The organism is Pirellulales bacterium (genome assembly GCA_033762255.1).
In the GTDB taxonomy this organism is placed as follows: Bacteria; Planctomycetota; Planctomycetia; order Pirellulales; family JALHPA01; genus JANRLT01.
The window spans coordinates 1-23296 of record JANRLT010000025.1 but is presented as its reverse complement, the minus strand read 5'-3'; the positions used below and the strand labels follow the sequence as shown (position 1 = coordinate 23296).

The following is a 23296-nucleotide window of genomic DNA, read 5'->3' as shown; positions in this document are numbered from 1 at the left end:
TGTATCGGCGTCGGACGGCAAACTTAAGGCAATTTTTAGCAAAAATTGCGTTGGTATGATCGACTTTGACATATTTTAAGCAAAATTCCCGCCCAATGTCAGGTCTGGGGAAGATGGGAAAACATGACCGGCACCCTAGTTTTGACCAATAAAAATCCACTGAATTTCGCACCCCGCCGCAGTCGAAGAGTGTAAAGCGCCCCGCCGAAAGATTCGTCGCGGGACGTGTCAAATCTCCCCCCATTTTCCGGATTCCGTGTGCCAAGGAGGGCAAACGGTGTCGCTCTTTTCCAAATTGTCGCGGGCTTGGTTGTTGCGCTTTGGGCAACCGGCCAGCGAGCGGATCCTGTATCGCGAGGTCACCGACCGGCCGCCACAACGGTGGCTGGAAGTTGGCTTAGGCAATGGCCAGCGCACGCTCAAATTGATCGAACTCGTGCGGGAGACGCTCCCCCAGGCCGACTTGCACTTTTATGGGATTGACCTGTTTGAGGGGCGGCCCAACTATCAGGCCAAGACCGATTGGAGCTATAAGAGCGCGTATCAAGCCCTAAAAAAAGCGGGAGTCAAGGCGCAGCTTTTGCCTGGTGATCCGCATAGCGCGTTGTCCCGCGCGGCCAACGGCATCCGCCAGCTTGAGTTAGTGATTATCTCGGCGGATCAACTTGGCCCGGCGCTAGCGCAGGCCTGGTATTATGTGCCACGGATGCTGGCCCCCGACGCGCGGATATACTTGGCCGATGAGCAAGCGGCTAAAACGGGCTATCGGTTGTTGACAGTGCTGGAACTGCAGCGCCTAGCCGCTCCGCCGGCACGGGCCAAAGCGGCGTGATACAATTACAAATTACGAATGACAAATTTGGGTTAACATCTTAGTCCGGGATATTACTCAGCCCGCCGCGTTAGCAAGGGACATCTGATACCCAGCCGCGTTAGCCAGGGACAGAATGCGCATTCTTCACGAACTGACGTAAAAGAGTTCGCGGCATACACCCTTGGCGTGGATTGCGGATTTGAGATTGCAAATTTGAGATTTCAGATTAATGACCAGAATAAAACCCTCTACTACTCACTACTCACTACTCACTACCCACCCGGCCTGTCATGAATTCTGCTCCGCGCTCATTCCCGCGACCAGGCTGATGACGCCAATCGCCGTAAACGCCACGCCCAGCCAAAACCAAAAATGATTATAACCGCGGTAGGCCTGCTTGGCCGCTTGCAGTCGGGCCTGTGATTCCTGACTTTTTTTGTGCCAATGGTTAAATTCCTCTTCCGCCTCCGCCGCCTGGGGTGTGTTGTTAAATTTATGCTGATTCAGCTTTTGTAACGCGGCGTGGGCCTTGGAAGAAATCTCTTGATGTTGGCGGGCCTGCTCCTCGGACCAAACGGCCGTGCTAGAGACCACGCCGGGAGTAAGCAGATTGAGCGCGATGGCGGAAATTCCCCCCAGGATAAACAAGGCCGACACGATGCGCCGCCATATTCCCCAACCGGCGGTCGATGCTGGCAAACGCTGCGACATGATAACGGGGGATTCAATTCTGGGTAAAAGACTAACGGACGGCGTTTTGCAGATTGACTATTTGGCCGTCATTGATCGAGATCAAATACCCCATCGTGAATTCATCCACTTCGTCAACCAAAAATTTAACCGAGTTATCCCCAAAGGTCACAAACACGCCGCCGGGATGCGTGCTGCGCGGAGCGGCGGATAGAAAGTTATTACCGCCGCTGCTGCTATAGTTATCGCAGGGCATTCCGGTGAGCTGCGCATCGGCTAAATTGTCGCAATCATACAGCATGTCCATGTTTGGTCCGGGATTATTGGGCAGTTGCGTATATCCTTTGCTGTGACTAACGGGCCGATAAGAGCTACCCCGTATATGCGGCACCTTGCCCCAAAATTCGCCGGAATAGGTATTCTCGCTGTGCAAATCAAACGCCAAGAGGGTGCTTCCCGCCCAGGGCAAAGCCCAAGCCCCGCGCTGATCGCGGGGATTATCGCGGGTACGGACTTCGGACAGAAACATGGTCTTGCCCGCCCCGTCGGGAAATTTGCCAGAACGATGTTTGCGGTCGGCAATCAAAGCGCCCGGTTCATGGCTTTGAAATTCCACATGAACCGGACTGACAAACGCGGCGTAGTTCCCCTTGGCAAAAGGTTTGTTCCTCGTCAGCGTGGGATGTTGAAACAACGATCGATTGACCGTTTCGCTAGGGCAAAGCATCGTTGGCAGCACTTTGGCCTGGGGATCGTTGGGCTGTTTGAGAATGGAAATTTTGGGATCGATTTGCTTGGCCAGCGTCCCTTCCTCGATAAATGGCAATATCTGGACCACCCAACTTTGCATGACGCCGCTACGGCCGTCAAATTGTAACTCTGGCTCGTAGTAACCTCCTGAAAAGCCGGCATTCGCCACCAGCCCCGAATACGGCAAATGCTTGCGTGAGTCCTCAAACAGCTTAATCCCCAGGGAGACCTGCCGAATATTGTTTTGGCAGGTCACGCGACGGCCCGCTTCCCGTGCTTTTTGTGTGGCGGGCATGAGGAGCGCAATGAGCAACCCAATAATGCCGATGCAGACCAAGAGCTCGACAATGGTAAAGCCCCGCGCGCGGAAAGCCGCGGGTCCTGAATGAGGTGCATGCAGTGGCAAACCCTGCCCACCCAGGTGCGGCGGTTCGCCGAAGAAAAAAAATCGCGAATTCATAACGAGGCCGACCGCCGGAGAAGCGGTTGTCAATTTGGAGAAAGGATAAGGCCTCAACTAACCCCATCTTTATTCTTACCAAGATTCTCCCCAGGGGACAATCATTTTTTATATTTTCACCCAGATTTCGCAAAATACAAAAAATTTTAGCATCATATCGAAGACCCGTCCCATTCACCAGCGGCAAGCGGCCGTTAGATTTCAAATGAACAATCGCGGGCCTCAAGCTTCCCCTAAATTTCCCAAACTGGTCAAAAATTCGCGCATTTCTCCGGCGGCATGAGTGTTACCAACCTGATCCGCCAAGGAGATTCCCGAGCGGAGCAAGGTGCGGGCTTCCGCCAAGCGGTCCAGCCGGACTAATTGTTGGGCCGCCATAAAATACGCAGGTACATGAGGGACTGGGTCGGCTTGAAGACCGGCCAATAAAGCCAGGCTTTCCTCGTGCCGGCTCTCCTTATCAAACTCCATTGCCAGCGCGTAGCGCAAAAACTGATCCTGGGGATCAGCGGCCAGCATCGATTCAATTTGTTCGCGACGCGACATCGGGGGGAGGGGAGTGGGGGGTGGATGGTGGATAGTGGATAGTGGGGAAGAGAAAGCTACATAACTAGTAAGCAGGCAGAATAACTGTACCTAATTTGTAATTCGAAATTTTTAATTTGTAATTACTCACAGCTCTCCCACGATCTTTAACAACTTCCCCTGTTTATTCGCTTGTTCCGGGTTTCCTCCCTGGCCCAACACGGTGACGTATAAGACTCCGGCGGGATCAAAGACCATGGCGGTGGGTTTTTCCAGGCTGGTGATTTTGAGGGGTTTGATGACTTGCTGATTATTTTCGATGGCCGAATCCAGCCGATATAGGCCCCCCGCCTGGCTGTCATTACCAGAAAAATCCAAGGCGTACAGGCGTTTTGTCTTGGGGCTGTACGCCAGGGCCGTGATGTCGTGCAGATGGGCGGGCAAACTCAGCAGTTTTTTACCATCTTTGGGGTTGTAAAATGTCAATTGGCTGTCGCGGGGCTGGTCCAATTCGCCCATTTGGCCGACCACCACTTCGCCGCGTTCACTCATAGTGATGCCCAGGGGGGTGGAGACGCCGGTTTCGATTTTAGTTTTGATAAACGGTTTTAGCTGACCCGCGGTAGAGCCATTCAGGTCAGCTTTGAGAATCCAACCTTTGGCGTCGTCCCCCTGGGCGGTGACAAAAATTGCGGCGGGAGTCGCGGCCACGCCAAAGAAGTTCCCTTCGCCGGGTGTACTTACTTCGGGATTTGCGGCGATCGGCCCCAGCTTTTGGGAGGGGGCGTCGGCAGTTAGCGGTAATTTGGCCGCATCGGTGGGGAGCTTAAAGAGTTGCACCACTTCGGCTCCTCCCGCCGCGCTCCCATCCCCGACGACCAGCGTGTCGGCGTTTAAAAACGCCAGGCCCAAGGGGCCAATCGCGTATTTTGGCCCTTTGCCATAGATATCTTGGTTGTAGCCGGTAATGACGGGGGTTGATTTGTTGGGTTGGGCGGGATCGACCGAAACAATCATGCCCGCCGCGCTATCGCTGACAAACAGTTCCCCTTTACCGGGTCGCAGGGCCATGCCAAAGGGATTGCTCAGACCATCCAGCACGACTTCGGTCGTGACGGCGGGGGGTTTTTCGTCGGCTGCTGACGCGGATGCCCCGATGATCCACAAAAGACAAAACCAGGGTAGAACAGAAAAAGCGAAAAATCCGCGCATGGAAGTTCCTGAACGACATGAATTTTATGGAAAGCGGAGCTGGTCATTTACCCCGCCGATTTGGTGATTACCATTTGATTTTAGCACTCCGGGACAAGCGGCAACAACCGGTGGCGGGGGAAATTGCCCGGGGGCGGATGGATTGGCAAGGCCGGGGAAAATGCCGTAAAATCAGGAAACCGCCTTTCTCCTGGCCCCGGTTGAGCTATGCTGACATGGCGAAATCGCCCCAGGGAAATGACCCATGGTACCGCCAAGCGCTTGGGTTGGCGAAGTTTTATTTTTTGGCGAGGGGACCTACCCAAAGTGATCCATGCCCGCGGAAACTTTGCAAATCGATAGCCGGATCGAAATTATCACACCAGAGAATATTGCCTTTCAATATCGCCTGGCGGGACCTTTTCGTCGCTTTTTTGCGTTTAAACTGGACCTGCTGATACGCTTATCGCTGTTTTTGGGAATTTTGCTGTGCGGCTTTTTTTTATCCATCGGTTTGCAAAATCCCGTCTTTGTGGCCGCATTCTTATGTTTGGGCTGGTTTGGTATCTCCTGGTTTTACGGGGGAATTTTTGAAACGTATTGGAATGGCCAGACGCCAGGCAAATGGGCGGGGGGGCTGCGCGTGGTGGGGGTGCGGGGCCAACCGATCCAGGCCTGGCAGGCGGTGCTGCGGAATATCTTGCGCGAGGTCGATCTGCTGCCGGTGATACCGCCGGTGTTTTTGCCAATGTATACAGAGTTGGCGGCGGAAGGGACCGTGTTGCCGCCGATTTTTCCACTAGGGCTAGTGGGTATATTTTGCTGCGCGCTCAGCAGTAAATTTCAGCGCCTGGGAGATTTGGCCAGCGGCACGATCGTGATTGTCGAGGATGCTGGCATGCAGGCGGGCCTGACCATGCTCAAGGAACCCGCCGCGCTCGCCGTGGCCGCGGATTTACCGCCAAATATTCGGGTATCCCGCCAATTGGCGCGCACGCTGGCCATGTACGTGCAACGGCGGCTCATGTTTACCCCGCCGCGGCGGGCGGAGCTGGCGCGGCGGCTGGCCGACGCGCTGCGCTGGCGAAATCGGATACGCCCCGATTTGTCGGATGATCTATTGCTTTGCGGACTGTACATCCGGACGTTTATCGCCGACGCCGCCGGGGCGGAACAAGCGCAGCAACAACTGCAATTGGCGGCGCGGCTGGCGGCGGCGGGACAACGCAATCCCCCGGTGGTTGGCGGCCCCCCCTGGCAACAAGGGAGGAGCTGATCCCATGAAAGTCGTGGAATTGCTGGAAGCGCGGCGGCTCTATTGGCGAGAGCTGGAACAGCTGTGCTCCCGGTTAGAAAAAACGTACGGGACCAAGTCCCCCGATAGCGTGCTGCGACTGGGAACCCTATACCGGGCGGCATGCGCGGATCTGGCGCTGGCGGACGCTTATCAATTGCCGCCAAACACCATCTCATATTTGCACCAGTTGGTGGCCCGGGCGCACAACCATTTGTACCGCAGCCGGCGGTTTGATCCGCGGGCCTGGATTACCGAGATATTTGTGCATGTGCCGCAACGGTTGTTCCAGGATGGTTATTTGCGGTTGGCGTTTGTGCTGTTTTGGGGGTTGTTTATCACGGCGTTTTTTTTAGCGCGCAACTCAACGGATTTTTGTGAGAATTTGCTGCAGCCCGAAATGATGGAGCAAATGCGCAATATGTACAGCGATCCGCCGCAGGGGCGCGATATCAACCAAAACATGGAAATGTTCACGTTTTACATTATGCATAACGCCGGCATCGGCCTGGAATGCTTTGCCTGGGGTCTGCTGCTGGGGATTGGCGGATTATTTAAGACGGTCTATAACGCGGCTTATCTGGGGGGAGTGTTTGGTTATATGGCCAGCCTGGAGGGACCGGAAAGAGAACATTTTTTTGAATTTGTCACGGCGCACGGGCCGTTTGAACTAACGGCGATCATCCTGGCCGCCGCGGCGGGGATGCGGATGGGGTTTTCGCTGATCAGCACCCGCGGCCTGACCCGGGCGGCCGCGTTGGAATTAGGCGCAAAGGAGGCCTTTCCCACGGCCTGCGCTGCGGTGATTTTATTTATTTTGGCCGCCAGTATCGAGGGGTTTGTCTCTCCCTCGGCCATGCCTTATTGGTCCAAAGCGATGATCGCCGCCATTTCCAGCGGACTGTTGATTTACTACTTTGTGGTTTTGGGCTATCCCCGGAAGGAAGCGCATGTCCGATCTGAATAATACCCTGGTGGTCATTCGCGAGCGGACGCTGTGGGAGCTGTGCGACCTGGCGATGCAGGTGCTGCGCGATCAGTTTCGACCGTTGATATGCGCGGCGGCGCTGACCATGATCCCCGCCGCCCTTTTTAATTATTGGTTTTTATCCGGCAATTACCTGGAGCTAAACGAAGAAGTCAACGACTATTGGTTTCGACTCTTTTGCCTGGGATATTACCAGATTCCGCTGGTCACCGCCCCCGTGACGCTGCTCCTGGGCCAGGCGATGTTTCAGCGGAAATTAGACTATCGCCGCGCGGCGCGCGATCTGGCGGCGTCGCTGCCGCAGTTGATCGGCTATCAGGTGGTGGCCCGCTTTTTGTTTTTTCCCCAGGGGCTATTATGGGGCGTGGCCGATGATATCTGGCGTGGCTGGCTCATGTTTCTTATATTGCTTTGGATTTGGCCAGCCACGCGTTGGGCCTACTTGAATGAGGTGATTTTGCTAGAGCGCAATCCCTGGTGGGGTGGCGTGGGACAACTCTCCACCCGCCAGCGCAATAACGCCCTCCATACCGGCGACCTGGGCATGATTTATGGCCGGGTCTTTGCCCTGTGGATGATCGAGCAGCAACTGATTTTTTTGTTGTTATGGGGGTTATGGTTTGTGCGCGGACAATTTAGCACGCATTTAGTGATCGACGCCTCCTTGCATACGGTGCTGTTGCCCATCGTGTTTTGGTTTGTGGCGCTCTACCTGACGGTTGTGCGGTTTTTGTGCTATCTTGATCTGCGCATTCGCCGCGAGGGCTGGGAAGTCGATCTGGCCCTGCGAGCCGCGGCCGAGCAATTGCTGCGCGTGGGCGGAACAATCGAGACCCACCCCACCGCCGCCGCACCCCAACCCCTTCCCCCCCAAGCGCCAGCGGGATCAACTCCCCCAAAATTCGCCCCCGCGGGTTAAGGCGGAGATTTTGCCGGGGTGAAATCGGCTTGTCCTTGTTCTAAAAAACTCCTGTTTGCCGCATGAACCAAGAAGCCCTGTACCTGCGGTTGCCCGTCTGGCTGCAAAATTTGGCCTGCAGCTATGAAGGCTGGCGCATCCAGCGGGCCCGGTACAACGCCGACTTTTGGCGGCGATTGGCGGAGTCGGAGGAACGCCTGGGATGGCCGGCGGCCCAACTGGCCAACTTTCGCGATGAACGCCTCCGGGGTTTTTTGCGGCATTGTTACGAAACCGTCCCCTATTACCGCCGCACCTGGGACAGTCTGGGGTTAAATTACCAAAAAGTGCAAACCTTGGCCGATCTGGCGGCTTGGCCCATTTTAGATAAAACCACCGTCCGTGCTAATTATGCGGAGCTGCTCTCCACCGCCGTGCCGGAAAAAGACCGCGTCATCGCCCATACCAGTGGCACGACCGGCGCGGGATTGCGATTTGCGGTGACGCGGGAATTTCAGCGCGAGCAATGGGCCGTATGGTGGCGGTACCGCCGGTGGCATGGGATTCAGACCGACACCTGGTGCGGGTATTTTGGCGGGCGTTCACTGGTGCCGCTGGGACAGAGACAGCCGCCGTTTTGGCGGATGAATCATCCCGGTCGGCAAATCATGTTTAGTGGATACCATGTCTCGCCGACAAACTTGCCCGCCTACGTGGCCCAGCTGAATCGCCTGCGGCCGCCGTGGCTGCATGGGTATCCATCACTACTGGCGGTGGTGGCGGGATATTTGCTGGATCAAGGGGAAAAGCTGGATTATCAGCCGCAATGGATCACCACCGGTGCCGAAAATCTGCTGGCGAATCAAACCGCGCTCATCGAGGCGGCCTTTGGCGTGCGTCCGCGCCAGCATTACGGCATGAGCGAAGGAGTGGCGAATATCTCAGAAACTGTCACGGGCAAACTGGTCGTGGATGAGGACTTTGCCGCGGTGGAGTTTGTGCCGGCAATCAGGGGAGCTAGCCCCGGTGACACGGGAACTCAACATCAGGGCCACCGCATCATTGGGACAAATTTGGCCAATTTGGCCTTGCCGCTAGTCCGTTACGAGGTCGGGGATATCGCCCAATTGCCGCCAGTCGTGAACGACGAAAAAAATACGACCGGGGGAGAACTAGCGGGGCGCAGGGTCGCGGAAATTGATGGGCGGCTGGAGGATTACATCGTGTTAAAAAACGGTGCCAAGCTGGGGCGGATGGACCATATCTTTAAGGATTTGGTGAGAATCCAGGAAGCGCAGCTCTACCAGAACGAGCCGGGTAAAATTTGTATTCGCATTGTGCGCGGCCAGGGATACACACCCGCCGACGAGGCGCAACTCCTGGGCGAATTTCGCCAGCGGGTTGGCGATCAGGCGGAGTTGCAGGTGGAATACCACCCGGCACTAGCCCGCACCCCCACCGGCAAATTACGTTTCGTGGTCTCGCAAATTCCGGAGGGGAGGATCTGAGCTGGTGATTGTTATTTTTAAGTTTGCGGATGGCAGTTTTTTGTGATGGAAATCTGAAATCTCAAATTTGACGCTTATTGTTCGGTAACGGAGTTGCCTCCTACAACATGTCTTCTCCGCGCGCCTCTGTGTCTCCTCCGTTTCTCCGTGATAGATGTATTCTGTCCCTTGCTGACGCTGCGGGCTGGTTCTCTGTTTCCTCTGCTCCCTCTTGTTCAAAATACCTCCCACTTGTTCAATCATGTTGGGACCGTGCCGGGAGTGTGCTAGCGGTATACAGGATTTTATTGGCAGCTGGTCCCAACCTTCAGTTCGGTAACAATAGCGCAGATTCGGCAACGGAGTTGCCTCCTACAATATGTCTTCTCCGCGCGCCTCTGTGTCTCCTCCGTTTCTCCGTGATAGATGTATTCTGTCCCTTGCTGACGCTGCGGGCTGAGTGATATCGGAATTCTGGCGAATTCCGCTACGTGTCTGGCTGAATCTGTCCCTGGCTAACGCTGCGTCTCCACTATCCACTATCCACTATCCACTATCCACTATCCACTACCCACTGACCCCTTGCTCACGCTGCGGGCTAAATCAATTTGTAATTCGTAATTTTTAATTTGTAATTACTTATAGCAAATGCCGGGCCTTAATATCCAAGTACGTGTTAATCAGGGGGGCGGTGACTTCCTCGGGAAAAAGATCGAGCGACCGCACGCCCAATGTACCCAGCCGCGTGATCACCTGCCGCCGCCACAGAAGCAAATCCGCCGCCGCGGCCGCGGCGTACAGTTCTTGGTCGCCGCGGGGGGTGTTTTCCACCGCGTCAAACAGCGTCCGGTCCCGTAATAACACCCCCAGCGACAAGTGCCGCCCCGCGATCGCCCCCAGATACCGCTGCACCTGCTGGGCGTTGACTTCGTCGATGATATTGGTCAAGAGAATCACCAGCGAACGTTTGCGGCAATTGGCGGACAAGTACAAAAAGGCCTCGTCGTAGCGGGATTCGACCAGCCGGGGAAAGCGGTTAAACCCCGCATGCAGCAGGCGGTTCATTTGCGTTCCCCCCGAGCGTGGGGGAACGTAACTGTGGATTTCGTTGGAAAAGCACAGCATGCCCACGGCGTCCCCCTGCCGCAAGGCCACATAGCTGAGCATCAGCATGCTATTAAGGGCGTGATCCAGCAGGCTTAGCCCGGCGGCCTCGTTGGTCATCATGCGTCCGCAATCGATCATAAACACGATGCGCTGGCTTTGATTGGCTTGAAAATCCCGCACGGTAAGCTTGCGTCGGCGGGCGGTGCTGCGCCAGTCCAGATGCTTGTAAGAATCATCGCGGGTAAAGTCGCGTAGCCGCTCAAACTCGTTATCCTGGCCAATTTTGCGGGTGCGCCGCACGCCCAGTAGACTGAGGCGGTTGGTGCGGGCCAGGATGGCGTATTCCTCGAGTTGCTTCATGTCGGGATAGACATGCAAGAGGGTATGCAGGGGATATTCCAGGTCGCGGTGCCACAATCCCCAGCGGCTGCGGACACGGAGATAAACCTTTGTAAGGGTTAGTTCTCCCCGCTGGTTGGCGGTGAGGGAATATTCCATGAGGGAGCGGGTTTGGGCAAACAGGACCGCGCGAAATTCAGCTGGTTCGGCTATGGCGCCGGGGGGCAGGTCATCACGAATCTCCACGAGATAGCCGCGGCGGCTATAGTTTTGAACCTCTAATCGGATGTGTTGCGGCTTGCGCAAGGAGGCGATTTTTTGGGTTTCGCGCTGCACGGCAAAGTGGGAACGCCGCGGCAACGAAAACAAGTCTATCATGGCCGCTAACACCAACGCCCCGTCCAGCAGCAACACCAGCCACAAGCCCCCCGGATAAATAATAAGAATAAGCGTTACGCATGCGGCCAACAACGCAAAGCCCAACTGCGGCCAACGGGGATAAACCCGATAAATAGCGGCCAGGCCCAAGAGTGGCAGCAGACTGGCCAAGAGCCACATCACGGGATTGAAATTTTCCCACGGCCACGCGGCAAAGAGGAGGGGCAGGGAAGGCATGGAGATTGGAGGTTTGAATCTAGTCTAGTGGTTGGAGGTTGGCCGTTGAAAGCGTCTTTGTGCTCCCTCGTACTTCCTAATTGAAAAATCTTTGGATAGCGCCGTCGAGGTTCCATCGATATAAAAAAAATTCGTAGGCGGCTGGTCCCAATCTACGATGTATTGATAACCTACTGCTCGGCAACGGAGTTGCCTCCTACAAAATGTTTTCTCCCTGCGCCTCGGTGTCTCCTCCGTCGCTCCGTGATAAATATATGGTGTCCCTTGCTGACGCTGCGGGCTAATTACATTCGCGGGACTTCGATCGTATTGAGCAGTTGTCGCAGTTGGTCGTCCACCTGGTGTCCTTCCACATCGGCCTCGGCGGTCAGGACCACCCGGTGACGCAGTGCGGGGAGCACAATCTGGATCACATCGTCAGGCACCGCATAGTCCCGCCCATGAAAAGCGGCCAAGGTGCGGGCCCCCTGCACCAGGGCCAGGCCCGCGCGGGGGGAAGCCCCCATATGAAACTGCGGCCAAGAGCGCGTCAACCGCACGATATTATTAATGTAATCAAATAATTTATCCTCGATGCGCACGTTGGCGTGTGATTTGGTCAGGGCGGTGATTTCGGCGGGGGAACTGACCACATTCACTTCGTCCCGCAGTGTCGCGTCCAGGTCGGCTTGTTGCCCATGCAGCCGCAGAACGGTCAATTCCTCGGCGGCGGTGGGATAGTTGACCGCCAGCTTAAACATAAAGCGGTCAAGCTGGGCCTCGGGCAGGTTATAAGTTCCCTCGCTTTCAATGGGATTTTGCGTCGCGAGCACCAGGAACGGACGCGCGATTTGGTGGCTGGTCCGTTCGATCGTGACCCGGTATTCCTGCATGATCTCCAGCAGCGCCGCGTGCGTCTTGGCGGGAGAACGGTTGATCTCGTCCGCCAGCAAGATCTGCGTAAAAACCGGCCCCGGATGAAACCGGAACTCTTGGGTTTTCATATCAAAGATCGGCGAACCGGTGATGTCGGAGGGCATCAAGTCCGCGGTAAACTGAATCCGGCCAAATTGGCAGCCCAGCACGCGCCCCAGCGCCCGCACAAAGAGCGTCTTGCCTAGTCCGGGGACGCTTTCGATCAGGACATGCCCGCTGGAAAACAGGGCGATCAAGGTTCCCAGGATCAACTCATCCTGGCCGATGTATACTTTGCGCAGTTCCTGGACGATGCTTTGAAACGTGCGCATGGTGGGGGACATATCTCCCCCCCGGCCTTGGCCCCCCAGATTTGCGCCCGCCAGCATGCGCGTAGCGGTCGTGGTTGCCTGATCCCCGCCGGGCATTTGCAGATCGGTGGCGTTGGACGCCTTAGATGCGGAGGAGGAAGCGGGTTGGCCGGCGGGGGTGGCCGGTTGATAAGGGACCGTCCCCGCTAAATTTCCGGGTTGAAACTGTCCCAACCCCGGGGAACCAGCGGTTCCACCCCCAGAGAAAGTGCTCACCGGGGGAAAGGAGGGAGGAGCCGCCGGACGTGAGTTGGGGGGCGGAGCGGGGGGAAGGGAAAATGGCGTCGGGGAGTTGGACGCAGTCGCGCCATTGGGCCGGGGAGGGGAGACCCGGTAATCCAGCGTGTCCGCGGCGGGATTTTGCCCACCAAAGCTGTTGGCGTCAAAATGGTCCCCCACGGTTTCGATCGGCACGGTATCTTCTGGCGGGCTGGGGACCACCACGATCGCCCGGCAACCGGGACATTGGGCTTGTCGGCCGGCGTGCTCGACTTTGATCCGCAGCATTTTATGGCAGGTCGGGCAGGAAAATTCCACCATCCCGTTTTGCCATCGTGTCCGGTTTTCTTCCGATTCCAGCATGTTGCAGCGATGCGAAGCACGCCCCCGTCAGTAGGAAAAAATGCGCCAATAATAAAAGCGCAGGCTTTGACTGGCCTTGGCCCTGGACTGATTGATTAGCCGCGCGGTGCCCGCATTGTAATCGGGCCGGTGATCCGTTGTAAGGGAATTTCAGGCGCAGCCCGGACCAAAATTGAAGGCCCAGCCGTGCCCGGTTATGCGGGTTTGATCTCCAAAAATCACCCCGCCGCGCGCCGTGGGGGAATGGAAACAAAAGAATTCAGGCAATTTTAGGATGAGGGAAATTTAATCGTGGTGTCCACCACCTGGCCCCGCGGAGCGTCCGGGGTGGGAATCTCGCCGGGTATTTCCACTATGCCCGCTTGGTGGCGGTATTGGGCGATTTTTTCCCGGGCGAATTGGGGTTGTCTGGTCCGGGCCAGTAAATTGGCCAGGGCCTGAAGATGCAAACCAAAATCGAACGCCGAAACCCGGGGGAGCGGTCGAGGCCGACCAAAGATGGGCCAGCGTATAAAACAAAACATAATCCCGATCCAAGCCAAATGCCCCAAGATCATCCCCAAGGGCTGAATGGTAAAGAATTCCCAGCCGTTAGGGCGTTGGTCGATGGTATTGGTGTCGCGGATGCGGGGGCCATTCCAGTCGCTTTCCAAAAAGTCCACCCGCCGCGCGGAACCGACTTGGTTGATCAACTGCAGGGCCAATTGGCGATGCTGGGGATTAATCAGGGGATAATTTAACAAAAACGAGCCATTGTTGACGCAAAGCCGCCAACTATCCTGCGAGTTACGGCCCAGGGAAAAATTGCCGCGCGGGATGCGCTCTAAAAAAGCAAAATCGAGCCCATCCGCCCGCAACAAGGGAGTCAATTCCACGGCGGCCGTCGGCAGGACCAACTGGCTATTCTGCCGCAAGGCGAGCTTCGTTTGATCCAGCCCGACGCTCCAGGGGCCCGAGACGCTTTTTACCGGACCAGGGGAATGACTTTGGGGGAGTTCGGCGATTTGCAGCCAGGGAAAATCGCTTTTTGAGATGGCGTCCTTAATACCCGGTCTGCCATAACCACTCCAATTTCGATTGCTATAAATAAAATTGCCATTTCGCTCTTGCAAAAAGCGGTTCTCCGCCTCACCCAACCGCTGGGCCACTTCCACGGTTTGCTTGCTGAGGTTGCGGGACTGGACTTCCTGCCAATACAGCGGCTCGGCGTCAAAGTCGCGGTGAATGTAAATAAGCATCCGATTGGGCTGGGCGGTTAGCCAATTATCCAGCCAATCCCGCACCTTGTCATCCGGCAGGTTAAAGTTATCGGGAAACCAAACCAGCACCTCCCCATTTCGCTGTAATTCCGGGGTGAGTTGGCTGCGGGTGTTTACCGTATGGCCGGCATCGCGAAACATCTGCTGCAGGACGCTGGTACCGTTAACGCTGGGGCCGTAGGCCCGGCCATAGCGAACTTCCAGTTCTTCATCGCAGCCCGCGCAGGCCAACAACAATAGCCCCCAGGCGGCAACCCAGCCTCGGAGAGCCGAGGAGCAACTCTTGGACGATTGACGATCCACGGGGTAAGAGTCCAGCGATGAAAATATACCGCTCATGCTTGACCCTCCGCTCCGGGACGCAGCCACAGCGGGACGTTGGGCCAAGCGGCCAAAAATTCCCGCAGCAGAGAAGGGGGTAACTCATGCCCGCCAAAAAAGCTCTCTTCAAAGGCGAGCATGACCCGATGAAAGTAATCGCTTAATTCGGGCCGCGCCTGCGCCGCGGGGGATTGGCGGATCTCGCGGTAATACTGGCGGTTGGTTTTGCCCTTGGACAGGTAAATGAGCTGATATTGATCCAAAGTCACCAAGAGATGGCTGTAGAGATAGATAATGGCCAGCCGGGTATCCCCCGCCTCGGTCAAGCGGGCCGCCTCGGACAATAAGTCCCGCACCGCGGGGTTAAGCTCGACTGGCAGTTCCTCGAGCCGCGCGGCCCGGATGACGCCACCCGGCGCGCGTACCCGCGTAAATCCGTCGTTGTCCCCCCGCCAAAACATGCGAATGACAATCCACAAGATTCCCGCCAGCAATAACACTACCACCAGCCAAAAAAAGAGCTGGATGATATCAAGCGCGGAGGTCGTGGGGGGCGTGCCGGGATTAATCGGTTGTTGCGACTGCGATGACCAGTTGGTGCGCGGGGGAGGAATGCGAATCGCCCGCGTCTCATCCCGCGCGCGATCATACCAGGGAAAGTTGCTCGTGCCAGCGAATGCCTGCTTGCCCGCGGCGGTCGCCTCGGCGGGGTCGATCTTTTCCCCTTCATACTCGACAATTTCGGGACCGGACGGTGCCGGAGACTCTGCCGGTGTTTCTATGGCGGATTGGGGTTCATCCCAATCCTCGGGAAACTCAGCTTCCTGGGCGAGGCAGTTCCCCCAAAATGGCGCCCATGAGCCCGGCATATCAAAACAAGCCAGCATCACCCCGATCGCCACGCAGGCAATAGCGCGCCAACCAAGGGACTGGGGGTATCTTGCCGGAGGTGGCTGAATGTCCTGCATAAAGTCGACTTATTTGGTGCGTGCGGCCTCGATATGACCCACCCAGCCAAAGTGGGGCCGGGTGTGCAGCGTCGCCGCGCTACCGGTTAATTCTCCTAACGTGCCATTCCACTCGGGCCGGTTGCTGGCTAAACGTTTTTCCCGCCAGTTGCCAGTGGAAATGGGGAATCCACGTGCGTGAAAGGCCTGCCGCACAATGGGGATTTTATCGACATCATACCCTAAAATCACGGCCGATGCCGCATCCACCACACCGGGATTACTGCCAAAGAGGATGCAGCGGGAGGCCAGCGGATCGGGATCCATGGGGCCGTTTCCTTCTCCCCCCAGGACGCCGTCGACAAAGCACAAATAGGGCTTGGCGGCGGGCAATTCCGCCGGGCGAAAAGTGCCGTCGGGGCGGCCATAGAGCACGATTTTATTCAAATCCAGGCACATTCGCCATGTGGTATCGTTGCCGTGCCAGTTACCGCTGCGGATGGTTTGATTTCCATCGCCAAACGCTTTTTTACCGGCGCGGCGGGCCCGCTTGAGCAGCCAGGTTCCCACGCCGGGGAGCGCGAGCGCGGTTTTGCGCAAGGTCTGCGCCCCGGTGTGTTCCAGCCAGGTCTTCCAACTGCGGTTGGGAAATTGGTCGCCGCCGTCAGCGGGGGTCCCCACGGTATGGTGCGGCAGCCAGTTTTTGTCGCCGTTGACGCCGACCAGATTTTTTAGATTGACCGTGATTCCCGCTTTTTTATGGGTTTTCAGTTTAGGCAGGTTGATATACACATCGCAGGCGACCGCCGATCCGCTGATCAGGTACTCGTGTTTGTCGGCGGTGTGGTGGCGATTGAGTTCATCATCGTCATAATCCGCGCCGTAATACCGACCCACGCCGGCATGTTGGAAAAATTCGCTGCGGTCGGCCAGATCGTAGGCTTGGTAACCGCAGGGATCGCCGGCCAGTTTGCGCCGCTCGACGATCACCTCGTCCACATTTTCCCATTCTTCCTTGCGCAAATCGACCAACTCCAGGTTTTGTCCTTGGCCGCGGTAAAAGTCCGCCAACCGGTCCAGTTCCATCAATTTGACCATCGCTGAGAATTTGCTATCCGTTTGCGGAGCGTCGGCCACCATGACCCGCCCCCGGCCCGCAAGCGCGATCCACACATAATCAGCCACGGCGCGAATCACGCTGCCATGCGTGATGACATAAATCCAGCCGTCCGGATCACGGGGGTGCCATTCCTTGACCAGGTTGGGTTTGAGCAGCACAAACTGACCGGGGCGGATGAACTGGCCCAGGGGATTCCAGGCCGACGTGCCAAAGTTTGCCGCGTCCAGTCCCGCCAAGCGAAGTGATTCGCGCACAGCGGCATAGATTTCGTTGGGTTCCGTCCCCAGCAGCGCCCCGAGGGGAGCGGAGCCTTCCGTTTGGCGGTAGGGGTATTCGGGATAAGACTCGCTGGGATGATACGGGGAAGTGCGCGGATAATCCGCATGCGCGGTACAAGCTGCGGCGACAAGGTCCGGCAGGTGGCTCATGGGGCAAGTGAATCGTTGTGGAAAACACGTGAAAGGATAGGTTCCCCACGCAACCGAGGCGCGGCATTTTTGCGGTTTGGGCCCGACGCTCCCTGCTCCGCTGGCTCACTTTGATTATACTAGCTTGTTTGACGCGCGTCTGGCGATATCTTCCGGCGGGGTGTCGGCCAAGATGCCATTTGTGTCAAATGAGGGATTTTGACAAATCGGTATTTTAGCAAGCGGCAGTCGTTTCGCGCGGTCTCACAAATAATTTGTCCAGCTATGCCCCGAATTTTACTCAATACGACCGTCATCAACAAAGGGGGCGCGCTGCAGACCAGTAGCAACTTTTTAGCGTATATCCTCCGCCAACCGACCGAATTTGAATGGGAATTGGCTCTTTCTCCCCAGGTTGCCAGCGCCGCTGAAAGCCTGGGGGTGGCCTTTTCCCGATCACCGCGGATCTTTGCCAATTCCCCCGCGCGCGACAGCGCCGCCCGGCGTGACCTGCGCGCCTTTGCGGATGAAGTGCGGCCGGACGCGGTCTTTACCTTTAGCGGTCCGGCGTATGTGGCCTTTGGCCAGCCGCATTTGCTGGGTTGCAGCGAGCCCTGGGTGACACACGCGGGATTGGCCGCCTATCGCAGCTTGGACTTTCCCCGCGAATGGTTCAGCTTTGGCCTGACCACGCTGTACAAAATGTGGTGGGTGCGGCGGGCGAATCGTTGGGTGATGCAGACCGAGGCCTCGCGCCAGGGTCTGCACCGGCGGTTGGGGATACCGCTGGAAAAAATTGATGTGATCAGCAACAGTTGTGGCGCGGTTTATTATGCCCACCGCGATGCGGCGCGGCCATTTCCCCGGTCGGACCGGCGGTTGCGGATTTTTTGCTTTTCGGCGCCGTACAAGCATAAGAATTTACAAGTGCTGCCACGGATCGCGGCGGAACTAAAACGGATCATGCCGGAGAGATCGTTTGAAATTGTCCTGACGCTGCCGCCGGATGGGCCGGACTGGCAAAACCTGCAATCGGCCGCAGCCGCGCTCAATGTGGCGGATCGGCTGACCAATCATGGCCCGATTCCGGTCAGCCAGGGACCGGAACTGTTTTCACAATGCGATTTCTTGCTCCTCCCGACCGTGCTCGAGACCTTTAGCGCGACCTATCCCGAGTCCATGGCGATGGGCCTGCCGATTGTCACCTCGGATTTGGATTTTGCCCGCGATATTTGCGGGCCAGCCGCGCTTTACTTTCCCCCCCGTGATGCAAACGCGGCGGTGGGGCAAATTGTAAAGTTGCTACGGGATGAGGCGCTGTGGAATTCGTTGGTCCAGGCGGGAAAAGAGCGGCTCAAGAATTTTCCTGAACCCGGCGAACGAAGCGAAGCCTACCTGGATGTGCTGCGCAAGCTACTGGCGGAGACGCGGCCATGAATGCGCCCGAGAGTCTCCCCGCCGCACCAAGCTACCAGGACGCGCCGGCAATAGATACGACGACATCCGCGGCCCCGCTGGTGAGTGAGTGCCTGGCGGAAATGGCGCGGCGCTATCCGCAGCAAATCGCCATCCGCGATCCGCGCAGCCAGGGGTTTTACCGGGATACGGCCACGGGCCGCTTACGCCAAAGGTACCGTGAAATCACGTTTGACCAGTTAGCCGCGAATGTGCGGGATTTATCGCGGGGACTAGTCCAGGAAGGGGTGACTCCGGGGACGCGACTAGCACTTTTGGTCCCCCCCTCGATCGAATTTATCACCCTGGTTTTTGCCCTGTTACGCGCGGGGGTGGCGCAAATTCTCATCGATCCGGGCATGGGTCCCCAGAACCTTATACGCTGTCTGGCCGAGGCCCAGCCCGCGGGATTTATTACCACCCCCCTGGGCCACGCTGTGCGCTGGTGGTATCAGCGGAAATTTCCGCAGGCGCGCTGGAATTATGTGGTGGGTAAGTCGTGGCTAACGGGCTTTAAAAGTTATGCGCAACTACTGCAACAGGGAAGGGTAGGGGGGGATGGCCCAGCCAGCGTGGATGGTGGGGTGTCCTCTGTAAACAATATTAACGATCATCCTAGGATGCGGCCCACGGATCCCGCAGCGATCATCTTTACCACCGGCAGCACCGGCGTGCCCAAGGGGGTTCTCTATCGCCAGGGAAATTTTGCCGCGCAAGTCGCCGAACTGCGCAACCAATATCACATCCAACCCGGCGAGATTGACGTCCCCTGTTTTCCCCTGTTTGGACTGTTTAACGCGGCTCTGGGCGTGACCACGGTTTTGCCCGTGATGGACTTTTCCCGTCCGGCAAGCTGTGATCCCCGGCGCATCTGGGGAGACGCCATAGGCGATAACGCCGCCACACAAAGCTTTGCCTCGCCCGCGGTATGGCAAAAAATCGCGGCGCGATATGCGCGGGAATTGAACGCGACAAAGCCGGAAACTACCCGCGAAATCATATCACCCCCCGCGACGCTAAAAAGAGTGCTTTCCGCCGGCGCGCCCATCGCGGGGACCCTGTTGCAAGAGCTGGTAAAGTGTCTTCCCCCAGATGCCGAAATTCACACGCCTTATGGCGCGACCGAGGCTCTCCCCGTCGCCACGATAAGCGCCCGAGAAGTTCTCGCCCAGACTTGGCCGCGCACCCAAATCGGCGCCGGTGTCTGCGTGGGACGCAAGTTTGCCGGGATCGACTGGAGGGTGATTCCGATCGTGTCGGGGCCTGTGCCGCGGCTTTCCACGGTCACGACCTTGCCCACGGGAGAGATTGGCGAACTGATTGTGACCGGGCCGGTGGTCACCACCGAATACGTTACCCGCATCGAGGCCAACGCCCTGGCAAAAATACTGGATGATCACGGTCGCGTATGGCACCGGATGGGGGATGCGGGTTATTTGGACGAATTGGGACGGTTCTGGTTTTGCGGGCGGGTGGCGCATATTGTTTGGACCAGCGGGGGACCGCTCTTTTCCACGCCGATCGAGGAAATTTTTAATGTTGTGCCAGGCGTCCGGCGGACGGCGCTCGTCGGCGTGGGGCCGATCGATCATCAGCGCGCTATTTTAATCGTCGAGCCAGCCGCCCTACGCAAAAATTGGCGGGGAAGAGCCACATTGCCCCCCGCTAAGGCACTGGAAACTTTGCGAAAAGCGATCCTCGCGCGCGGGGCGCAATTTGCACAAACCGAGCAGCTGCGAGATATTTTATTCCACCCCAATTTTCCCGTGGATATTCGGCATAATGCCAAAATCTTTCGCGAAAAATTGGCCGTGTGGGCCAGTAGCCAGGTGAGCGGCCAAGTCCCAGAATAAATCGCAACGCGTTAACCGTAACAGCCAGCTAACGTGGCAACTTATGTCAAAAACCTTGGTCACGGGCGGAGGGGGATTTTTGGGACGGGCGATTGTGGCACAACTGCGCGCGCGGGGGGACGCGGTACAGGTGCTGGGCCGGGGAAGTTACCCCGATCTGGCGGCAAACGGCGTGGAGGTGGTGAGCGGGGATGTGCGGGATGTCAAGGCGGTCGAACGCGCGGTGGCGGGTTGCGACGCGGTGATCCACACCGCGGCCAAGGCGGGCATTTGGGGAAAGTGGCCAGAGTACCACGAAATTAACACACGCGGCACAGAGTTATTGCTAAGCGCGGCGCGGCGCGCTGGCGTGGAGCGGTTTGTCTTTACCAGTAGCCCCAGCGTGACGTTTGCCGGTGGTGACCAGTGTGGTGTCGATGAAAGCGCGCCGTATCCGAACACATGGCTTTGCGCGTATCCCCGGACCAAGGCCCTGGCCGAACAGGCGGTTCTAGCGGGGCATGATCCGCAGGGGCTACGGACCTGCGCGCTGCGGCCGCATTTGATATGGGGGCCGGGAGACCCGCATCTGATTCCAAGGTTGATCGCCCGTGCTAGGGCCGGTCAACTGCGGCGGGTGGGGGATGGCACGAATTTGATAGATACGATTTATATCGACAATGCCGCGACAGCGCATCTGCTGGCGCTGGACCAACTGGCGGCGGATGGCCCGGCGGGGGGGCGGGCGTATTTTCTAAGCCAGGGAGAACCCGTTAACTGCTGGGACTGGATCAACCAAGTGTTGTCGCTCGTTGATTTGCCGCCGGTGACGCGCGGCATCTCCACGGGACTGGCGTGGAGGATTGGTGGAGCGCTCGAGACGTGGCACTGGCTGACGGGGAACGCCCGTGAACCGCGCATGACGCGTTTTTTGGCAGCGCAACTGGGCAAGTCGCATTACTTTGACATAACTCGAGCGCGGCGAGAGTTGGGTTACGAGCCGCGGATTAGTATGCCCGAAGGAATGCGGCTGCTCAGAGCCTGGCTACAAACGACCAGGGCATAAATCATTCTTCGCACTTCACACTACCCACCCACCACTACCGACTTACCGCTTTCGCAGCAGGCCCGCGCTCGATTCGTAGTATTTGCGGCGGCGGAACGTGGTTTGTTCAACGGCTTCGGCTTGTTGGGACTGCAGATCCGCCAGATTGGCCGCGCAGTACCGGCAACCGATGGTCTGAATATGAAACCACAGATAATCGGCCCGGTCCTCATCCAAGATGCCGAGCAGCAACTGGCTCAGGTCCGCCCGGCTGGCACAGGTCAGACGAGCGCGGCGCCAAATTTCGGCGACGGAGTGCACCCCCGCGTCGCGCCGCTGGACAATGCGCTGCAGTTCCGGCAGCCAGTGGGGCTGGGCGCGCAGGGCCAGTTCGATGGCGGCCATTTTTTCCGGAGCCAAGGTTTCGTCCAGGTAACCTTCGAGTTCGGCGGTGGTGAATTGCATCGGGTGTTGAGGGGGGGTATTTCAAATTAATAATTTGAGATCAGCTGTTGGTTATTTACAAATTACTCAATTCCGGAAACACATCCGCGTCCAGTTGTTGCCGGTGCAAATGCGTGCGCAGCCGCTCGATCATGTCAAACTTTTGATTCGCAACCGCTTGCTCGGACATATTCAACAACTCGGCCACTTCCTTATTTGGCTTGCCCAGCACAAACAACAGTTCCGCGCAGCGGATTTTGGTCCATTCCCCTTTTTCCTGCCAGCGGGTAAGGATTGTCTCCAGCGCGGTTTGCAGCGCCCCGGATTCCAGGTTGCGGCGTTCCGCGCTGCGGGCGATGACGCTGGCGGGACGCTCCTTACCCGGTAACGACCAATCGCCGCTGCTGTCCGAGGAACCGCTGAGCGGCAGCGTCGGTCTGCGCCCCAGACGCCGCAAATAATCGGTCAATTTGTGGGCGGCAATGGAAAACAGGTAATTCTCTAGCGAGCGGCGGCGATCAAAGTTGGGCAGGCTGGTCAAAAAACCAATCAGGGTTTCTTGCACCACGTCTTCGCTGGCGGCCCGGTTGCGGAGCCGTTGTTCGACATAGCCCAAGAGTCGCCCTTCATACCGCGTGATCAACTCTTGCCAGGCGGCGTCATCCCCCGCCTGAATTTGATGGAGCAGCAGTTGTTCGGCGTCGAGCGTCACAAGTCACGCGAGGGAAAAAATAGAAAACGCTGGGTCGGGGCCCTATAGGTACAAGCCTGATTAGGAGGCGGCTTTGGCCAACAGTTGCGCCGGTTTTCGCCGCTCGCGCCATTTTAATCCGCCATACACCAACGACAAGAGCGCCAACCCCGCTCCCACGCCAAACCCCACGCCCGTGACCCGTTGTTCAACCACAATTTGCTTCCCCACCTCTGCCATACGTTGCCGATGTTCAGGGGTAAATTGGACGCGGGCGTGATAAATATACACCGGGCCAATGCTGTCAGTTTCGCGCTGTTCCAAATAGCGTTCCACAATCAGTTGATTCAAAAAGTCCGCTGGCAAGGTCCGTTCAAATCCCACACCCCGCGGCAGTTGCTGTCCCAAGTCCAATTCCACCCGCTCGATCGCTTTATTCCAAACCCGGCGATCCAACTCATCACGGCAGGATCCCAGGTTTTGATGCGGATCGGTGTTCACTGTGATGTATATGTTCTTTCCCAAGATGGTTTGATCTTGTGTCGCCCAGTTCGGTAGTTGCGGCAGACGAGGGGTTGATGCAATTGTGGGGGGAATGGAAAGTGTGTTGTCAACGGGCTGTTCAGCCGTTGGGTCTGCGGACTTTTCCAAGGGTGGGGGAGATGACTCCGTGCTAGCCTCGGGGGCCTCGGCCGGTTTGGGTTCCGTGGGCGCTGCTAAGGCGGGCGCTGGTTCGCCGGCAGGGGGTGGTTCTGGGGAAGTTGCCTCCG

Annotated in this window: 20 protein-coding genes; 8 read left to right on the top strand and 12 right to left on the bottom strand. The window is 57.4% G+C overall.

Annotation, left to right across the window (positions count from 1 at the left end; all coding sequences use genetic code 11):
• Nucleotides 1-277 precede the first annotated feature (277 nt).
• Nucleotides 278-832: a hypothetical protein gene (locus SFX18_07570; protein ID MDX1962995.1), complete on the top strand. Its 555-nt coding sequence runs from the start codon at nucleotides 278-280 to the stop codon at nucleotides 830-832.
• Nucleotides 833-1102: 270 nt separating this feature from the next.
• Here SFX18_07570 and SFX18_07565 read toward each other — a convergent pair whose 3' ends face one another.
• From SFX18_07565 to SFX18_07550, 4 genes are all read right to left on the bottom strand, one after another.
• The gene (locus tag SFX18_07565; protein MDX1962994.1) at nucleotides 1103-1525 is read right to left on the bottom strand and encodes a hypothetical protein; all 423 of its coding nucleotides are present in this window, start codon (nucleotides 1523-1525) and stop codon (nucleotides 1103-1105) included.
• A 31-nt stretch (nucleotides 1526-1556) separates the two neighbouring features.
• Entirely contained in the window at nucleotides 1557-2714 is a 1158-nt protein-coding gene (locus SFX18_07560) for a DUF1559 domain-containing protein (GenBank protein ID MDX1962993.1), read from the bottom strand.
• Nucleotides 2715-2936: 222 nt separating this feature from the next.
• Nucleotides 2937-3260: a hypothetical protein gene (locus SFX18_07555; GenBank protein ID MDX1962992.1), complete on the bottom strand. Its 324-nt coding sequence runs from the start codon at nucleotides 3258-3260 to the stop codon at nucleotides 2937-2939.
• Nucleotides 3261-3386: 126 nt separating this feature from the next.
• Nucleotides 3387-4451 (bottom strand): hypothetical protein, encoded by a 1065-nt coding sequence (locus SFX18_07550; protein ID MDX1962991.1) that lies wholly within the window; start codon nucleotides 4449-4451, stop codon nucleotides 3387-3389.
• A 313-nt stretch (nucleotides 4452-4764) separates the two neighbouring features.
• Between SFX18_07550 and SFX18_07545 the strand changes: the two genes are divergently transcribed.
• From SFX18_07545 to SFX18_07530, 4 genes are all read left to right on the top strand, one after another.
• A complete protein-coding gene (locus SFX18_07545; protein MDX1962990.1) occupies nucleotides 4765-5706 on the top strand; it encodes an RDD family protein in 942 nt (313 codons plus the stop codon).
• Between the two features lie 4 nt (nucleotides 5707-5710).
• Nucleotides 5711-6691 carry a stage II sporulation protein M gene (locus SFX18_07540; protein ID MDX1962989.1) on the top strand — a complete coding sequence of 327 codons (981 nt, stop codon included), beginning with the start codon at nucleotides 5711-5713 and terminating at the stop codon, nucleotides 6689-6691.
• Complete coding sequence (locus SFX18_07535; protein MDX1962988.1) at nucleotides 6675-7631, top strand: hypothetical protein; 957 nt, start codon at nucleotides 6675-6677, stop codon at nucleotides 7629-7631. The genes SFX18_07540 and SFX18_07535 overlap by 17 nt, the downstream gene beginning before the upstream one ends.
• Before the next feature lie 62 nt (nucleotides 7632-7693).
• Nucleotides 7694-9118 carry a hypothetical protein gene (locus SFX18_07530; protein MDX1962987.1) on the top strand — a complete coding sequence of 475 codons (1425 nt, stop codon included), beginning with the start codon at nucleotides 7694-7696 and terminating at the stop codon, nucleotides 9116-9118.
• 618 nt (nucleotides 9119-9736) lie between these two features.
• Here the strand turns inward: SFX18_07530 and SFX18_07525 are convergent.
• The 5 genes from SFX18_07525 to SFX18_07505 form a co-directional block, all read right to left on the bottom strand.
• Nucleotides 9737-11158 (bottom strand): DUF58 domain-containing protein, encoded by a 1422-nt coding sequence (locus SFX18_07525; GenBank protein MDX1962986.1) that lies wholly within the window; start codon nucleotides 11156-11158, stop codon nucleotides 9737-9739.
• Nucleotides 11159-11442: 284 nt separating this feature from the next.
• The gene (locus tag SFX18_07520) at nucleotides 11443-12597 is read right to left on the bottom strand and encodes a MoxR family ATPase (protein MDX1962985.1); all 1155 of its coding nucleotides are present in this window, start codon (nucleotides 12595-12597) and stop codon (nucleotides 11443-11445) included.
• A gap of 677 nt (nucleotides 12598-13274) precedes the next feature.
• Nucleotides 13275-14603, bottom strand: coding sequence for a hypothetical protein (locus SFX18_07515; protein ID MDX1962984.1), 1329 nt, complete (start codon nucleotides 14601-14603; stop codon nucleotides 13275-13277).
• The gene (locus SFX18_07510) at nucleotides 14600-15553 is read right to left on the bottom strand and encodes a DUF4129 domain-containing protein (GenBank protein MDX1962983.1); all 954 of its coding nucleotides are present in this window, start codon (nucleotides 15551-15553) and stop codon (nucleotides 14600-14602) included. The genes SFX18_07515 and SFX18_07510 overlap by 4 nt, the downstream gene beginning before the upstream one ends.
• 9 nt (nucleotides 15554-15562) lie before the next feature.
• Nucleotides 15563-17080 carry a DUF362 domain-containing protein gene (locus SFX18_07505; GenBank protein ID MDX1962982.1) on the bottom strand — a complete coding sequence of 506 codons (1518 nt, stop codon included), beginning with the start codon at nucleotides 17078-17080 and terminating at the stop codon, nucleotides 15563-15565.
• A 264-nt stretch (nucleotides 17081-17344) separates the two neighbouring features.
• Here SFX18_07505 and SFX18_07500 point away from each other — a divergent pair, with 264 nt between their 5' ends.
• Genes SFX18_07500 through SFX18_07490 form a run of 3 tightly spaced genes read left to right on the top strand, consistent with a single transcriptional unit; the run spans nucleotide 17345 to nucleotide 21412 of the window.
• The gene (locus tag SFX18_07500) at nucleotides 17345-18496 is read left to right on the top strand and encodes a glycosyltransferase (GenBank protein ID MDX1962981.1); all 1152 of its coding nucleotides are present in this window, start codon (nucleotides 17345-17347) and stop codon (nucleotides 18494-18496) included.
• The gene (locus tag SFX18_07495) at nucleotides 18493-20367 is read left to right on the top strand and encodes a fatty acid CoA ligase family protein (protein MDX1962980.1); all 1875 of its coding nucleotides are present in this window, start codon (nucleotides 18493-18495) and stop codon (nucleotides 20365-20367) included. The genes SFX18_07500 and SFX18_07495 overlap by 4 nt, the downstream gene beginning before the upstream one ends.
• Nucleotides 20368-20410: 43 nt before the next feature.
• A complete protein-coding gene (locus SFX18_07490; GenBank protein ID MDX1962979.1) occupies nucleotides 20411-21412 on the top strand; it encodes an NAD-dependent epimerase/dehydratase family protein in 1002 nt (333 codons plus the stop codon).
• Nucleotides 21413-21454: 42 nt separating this feature from the next.
• Here SFX18_07490 and SFX18_07485 read toward each other — a convergent pair whose 3' ends face one another.
• From SFX18_07485 to SFX18_07475, 3 genes are all read right to left on the bottom strand, one after another.
• Nucleotides 21455-21856, bottom strand: coding sequence for a hypothetical protein (locus tag SFX18_07485; protein ID MDX1962978.1), 402 nt, complete (start codon nucleotides 21854-21856; stop codon nucleotides 21455-21457).
• A 55-nt stretch (nucleotides 21857-21911) separates the two neighbouring features.
• Nucleotides 21912-22547 (bottom strand): sigma-70 family RNA polymerase sigma factor, encoded by a 636-nt coding sequence (locus SFX18_07480; protein MDX1962977.1) that lies wholly within the window; start codon nucleotides 22545-22547, stop codon nucleotides 21912-21914.
• 60 nt (nucleotides 22548-22607) lie between these two features.
• A partial coding sequence (locus SFX18_07475) for a hypothetical protein (protein ID MDX1962976.1) occupies nucleotides 22608-23296 on the bottom strand: 689 nt, incomplete at its 5' end.

Excerpts from the sequence above, each read along its gene's own strand:
- SFX18_07565 (MDX1962994.1), bottom strand. The coding sequence starts at position 1,525 with ATGTCGCAGCGTTTGCCAGCATCGACCGCCGGTTGGGGAATATGGCGG.
- SFX18_07560 (MDX1962993.1), bottom strand. The coding sequence starts at position 2,714 with ATGAATTCGCGATTTTTTTTCTTCGGCGAACCGCCGCACCTGGGTGGG.
- SFX18_07555 (MDX1962992.1), bottom strand. The coding sequence starts at position 3,260 with ATGTCGCGTCGCGAACAAATTGAATCGATGCTGGCCGCTGATCCCCAG.
- SFX18_07550 (MDX1962991.1), bottom strand. The coding sequence starts at position 4,451 with ATGCGCGGATTTTTCGCTTTTTCTGTTCTACCCTGGTTTTGTCTTTTG.
- SFX18_07545 (MDX1962990.1), top strand. The coding sequence starts at position 4,765 with ATGCCCGCGGAAACTTTGCAAATCGATAGCCGGATCGAAATTATCACA.
- SFX18_07540 (MDX1962989.1), top strand. The coding sequence starts at position 5,711 with ATGAAAGTCGTGGAATTGCTGGAAGCGCGGCGGCTCTATTGGCGAGAG.
- SFX18_07535 (MDX1962988.1), top strand. The coding sequence starts at position 6,675 with ATGTCCGATCTGAATAATACCCTGGTGGTCATTCGCGAGCGGACGCTG.
- SFX18_07530 (MDX1962987.1), top strand. The coding sequence starts at position 7,694 with ATGAACCAAGAAGCCCTGTACCTGCGGTTGCCCGTCTGGCTGCAAAAT.
- SFX18_07525 (MDX1962986.1), bottom strand. The coding sequence starts at position 11,158 with ATGCCTTCCCTGCCCCTCCTCTTTGCCGCGTGGCCGTGGGAAAATTTC.
- SFX18_07515 (MDX1962984.1), bottom strand. The coding sequence starts at position 14,603 with ATGAGCGGTATATTTTCATCGCTGGACTCTTACCCCGTGGATCGTCAA.
- SFX18_07510 (MDX1962983.1), bottom strand. The coding sequence starts at position 15,553 with ATGCAGGACATTCAGCCACCTCCGGCAAGATACCCCCAGTCCCTTGGT.
- SFX18_07505 (MDX1962982.1), bottom strand. The coding sequence starts at position 17,080 with ATGAGCCACCTGCCGGACCTTGTCGCCGCAGCTTGTACCGCGCATGCG.
- SFX18_07500 (MDX1962981.1), top strand. The coding sequence starts at position 17,345 with ATGCCCCGAATTTTACTCAATACGACCGTCATCAACAAAGGGGGCGCG.
- SFX18_07495 (MDX1962980.1), top strand. The coding sequence starts at position 18,493 with ATGAATGCGCCCGAGAGTCTCCCCGCCGCACCAAGCTACCAGGACGCG.
- SFX18_07490 (MDX1962979.1), top strand. The coding sequence starts at position 20,411 with ATGTCAAAAACCTTGGTCACGGGCGGAGGGGGATTTTTGGGACGGGCG.
- SFX18_07485 (MDX1962978.1), bottom strand. The coding sequence starts at position 21,856 with ATGCAATTCACCACCGCCGAACTCGAAGGTTACCTGGACGAAACCTTG.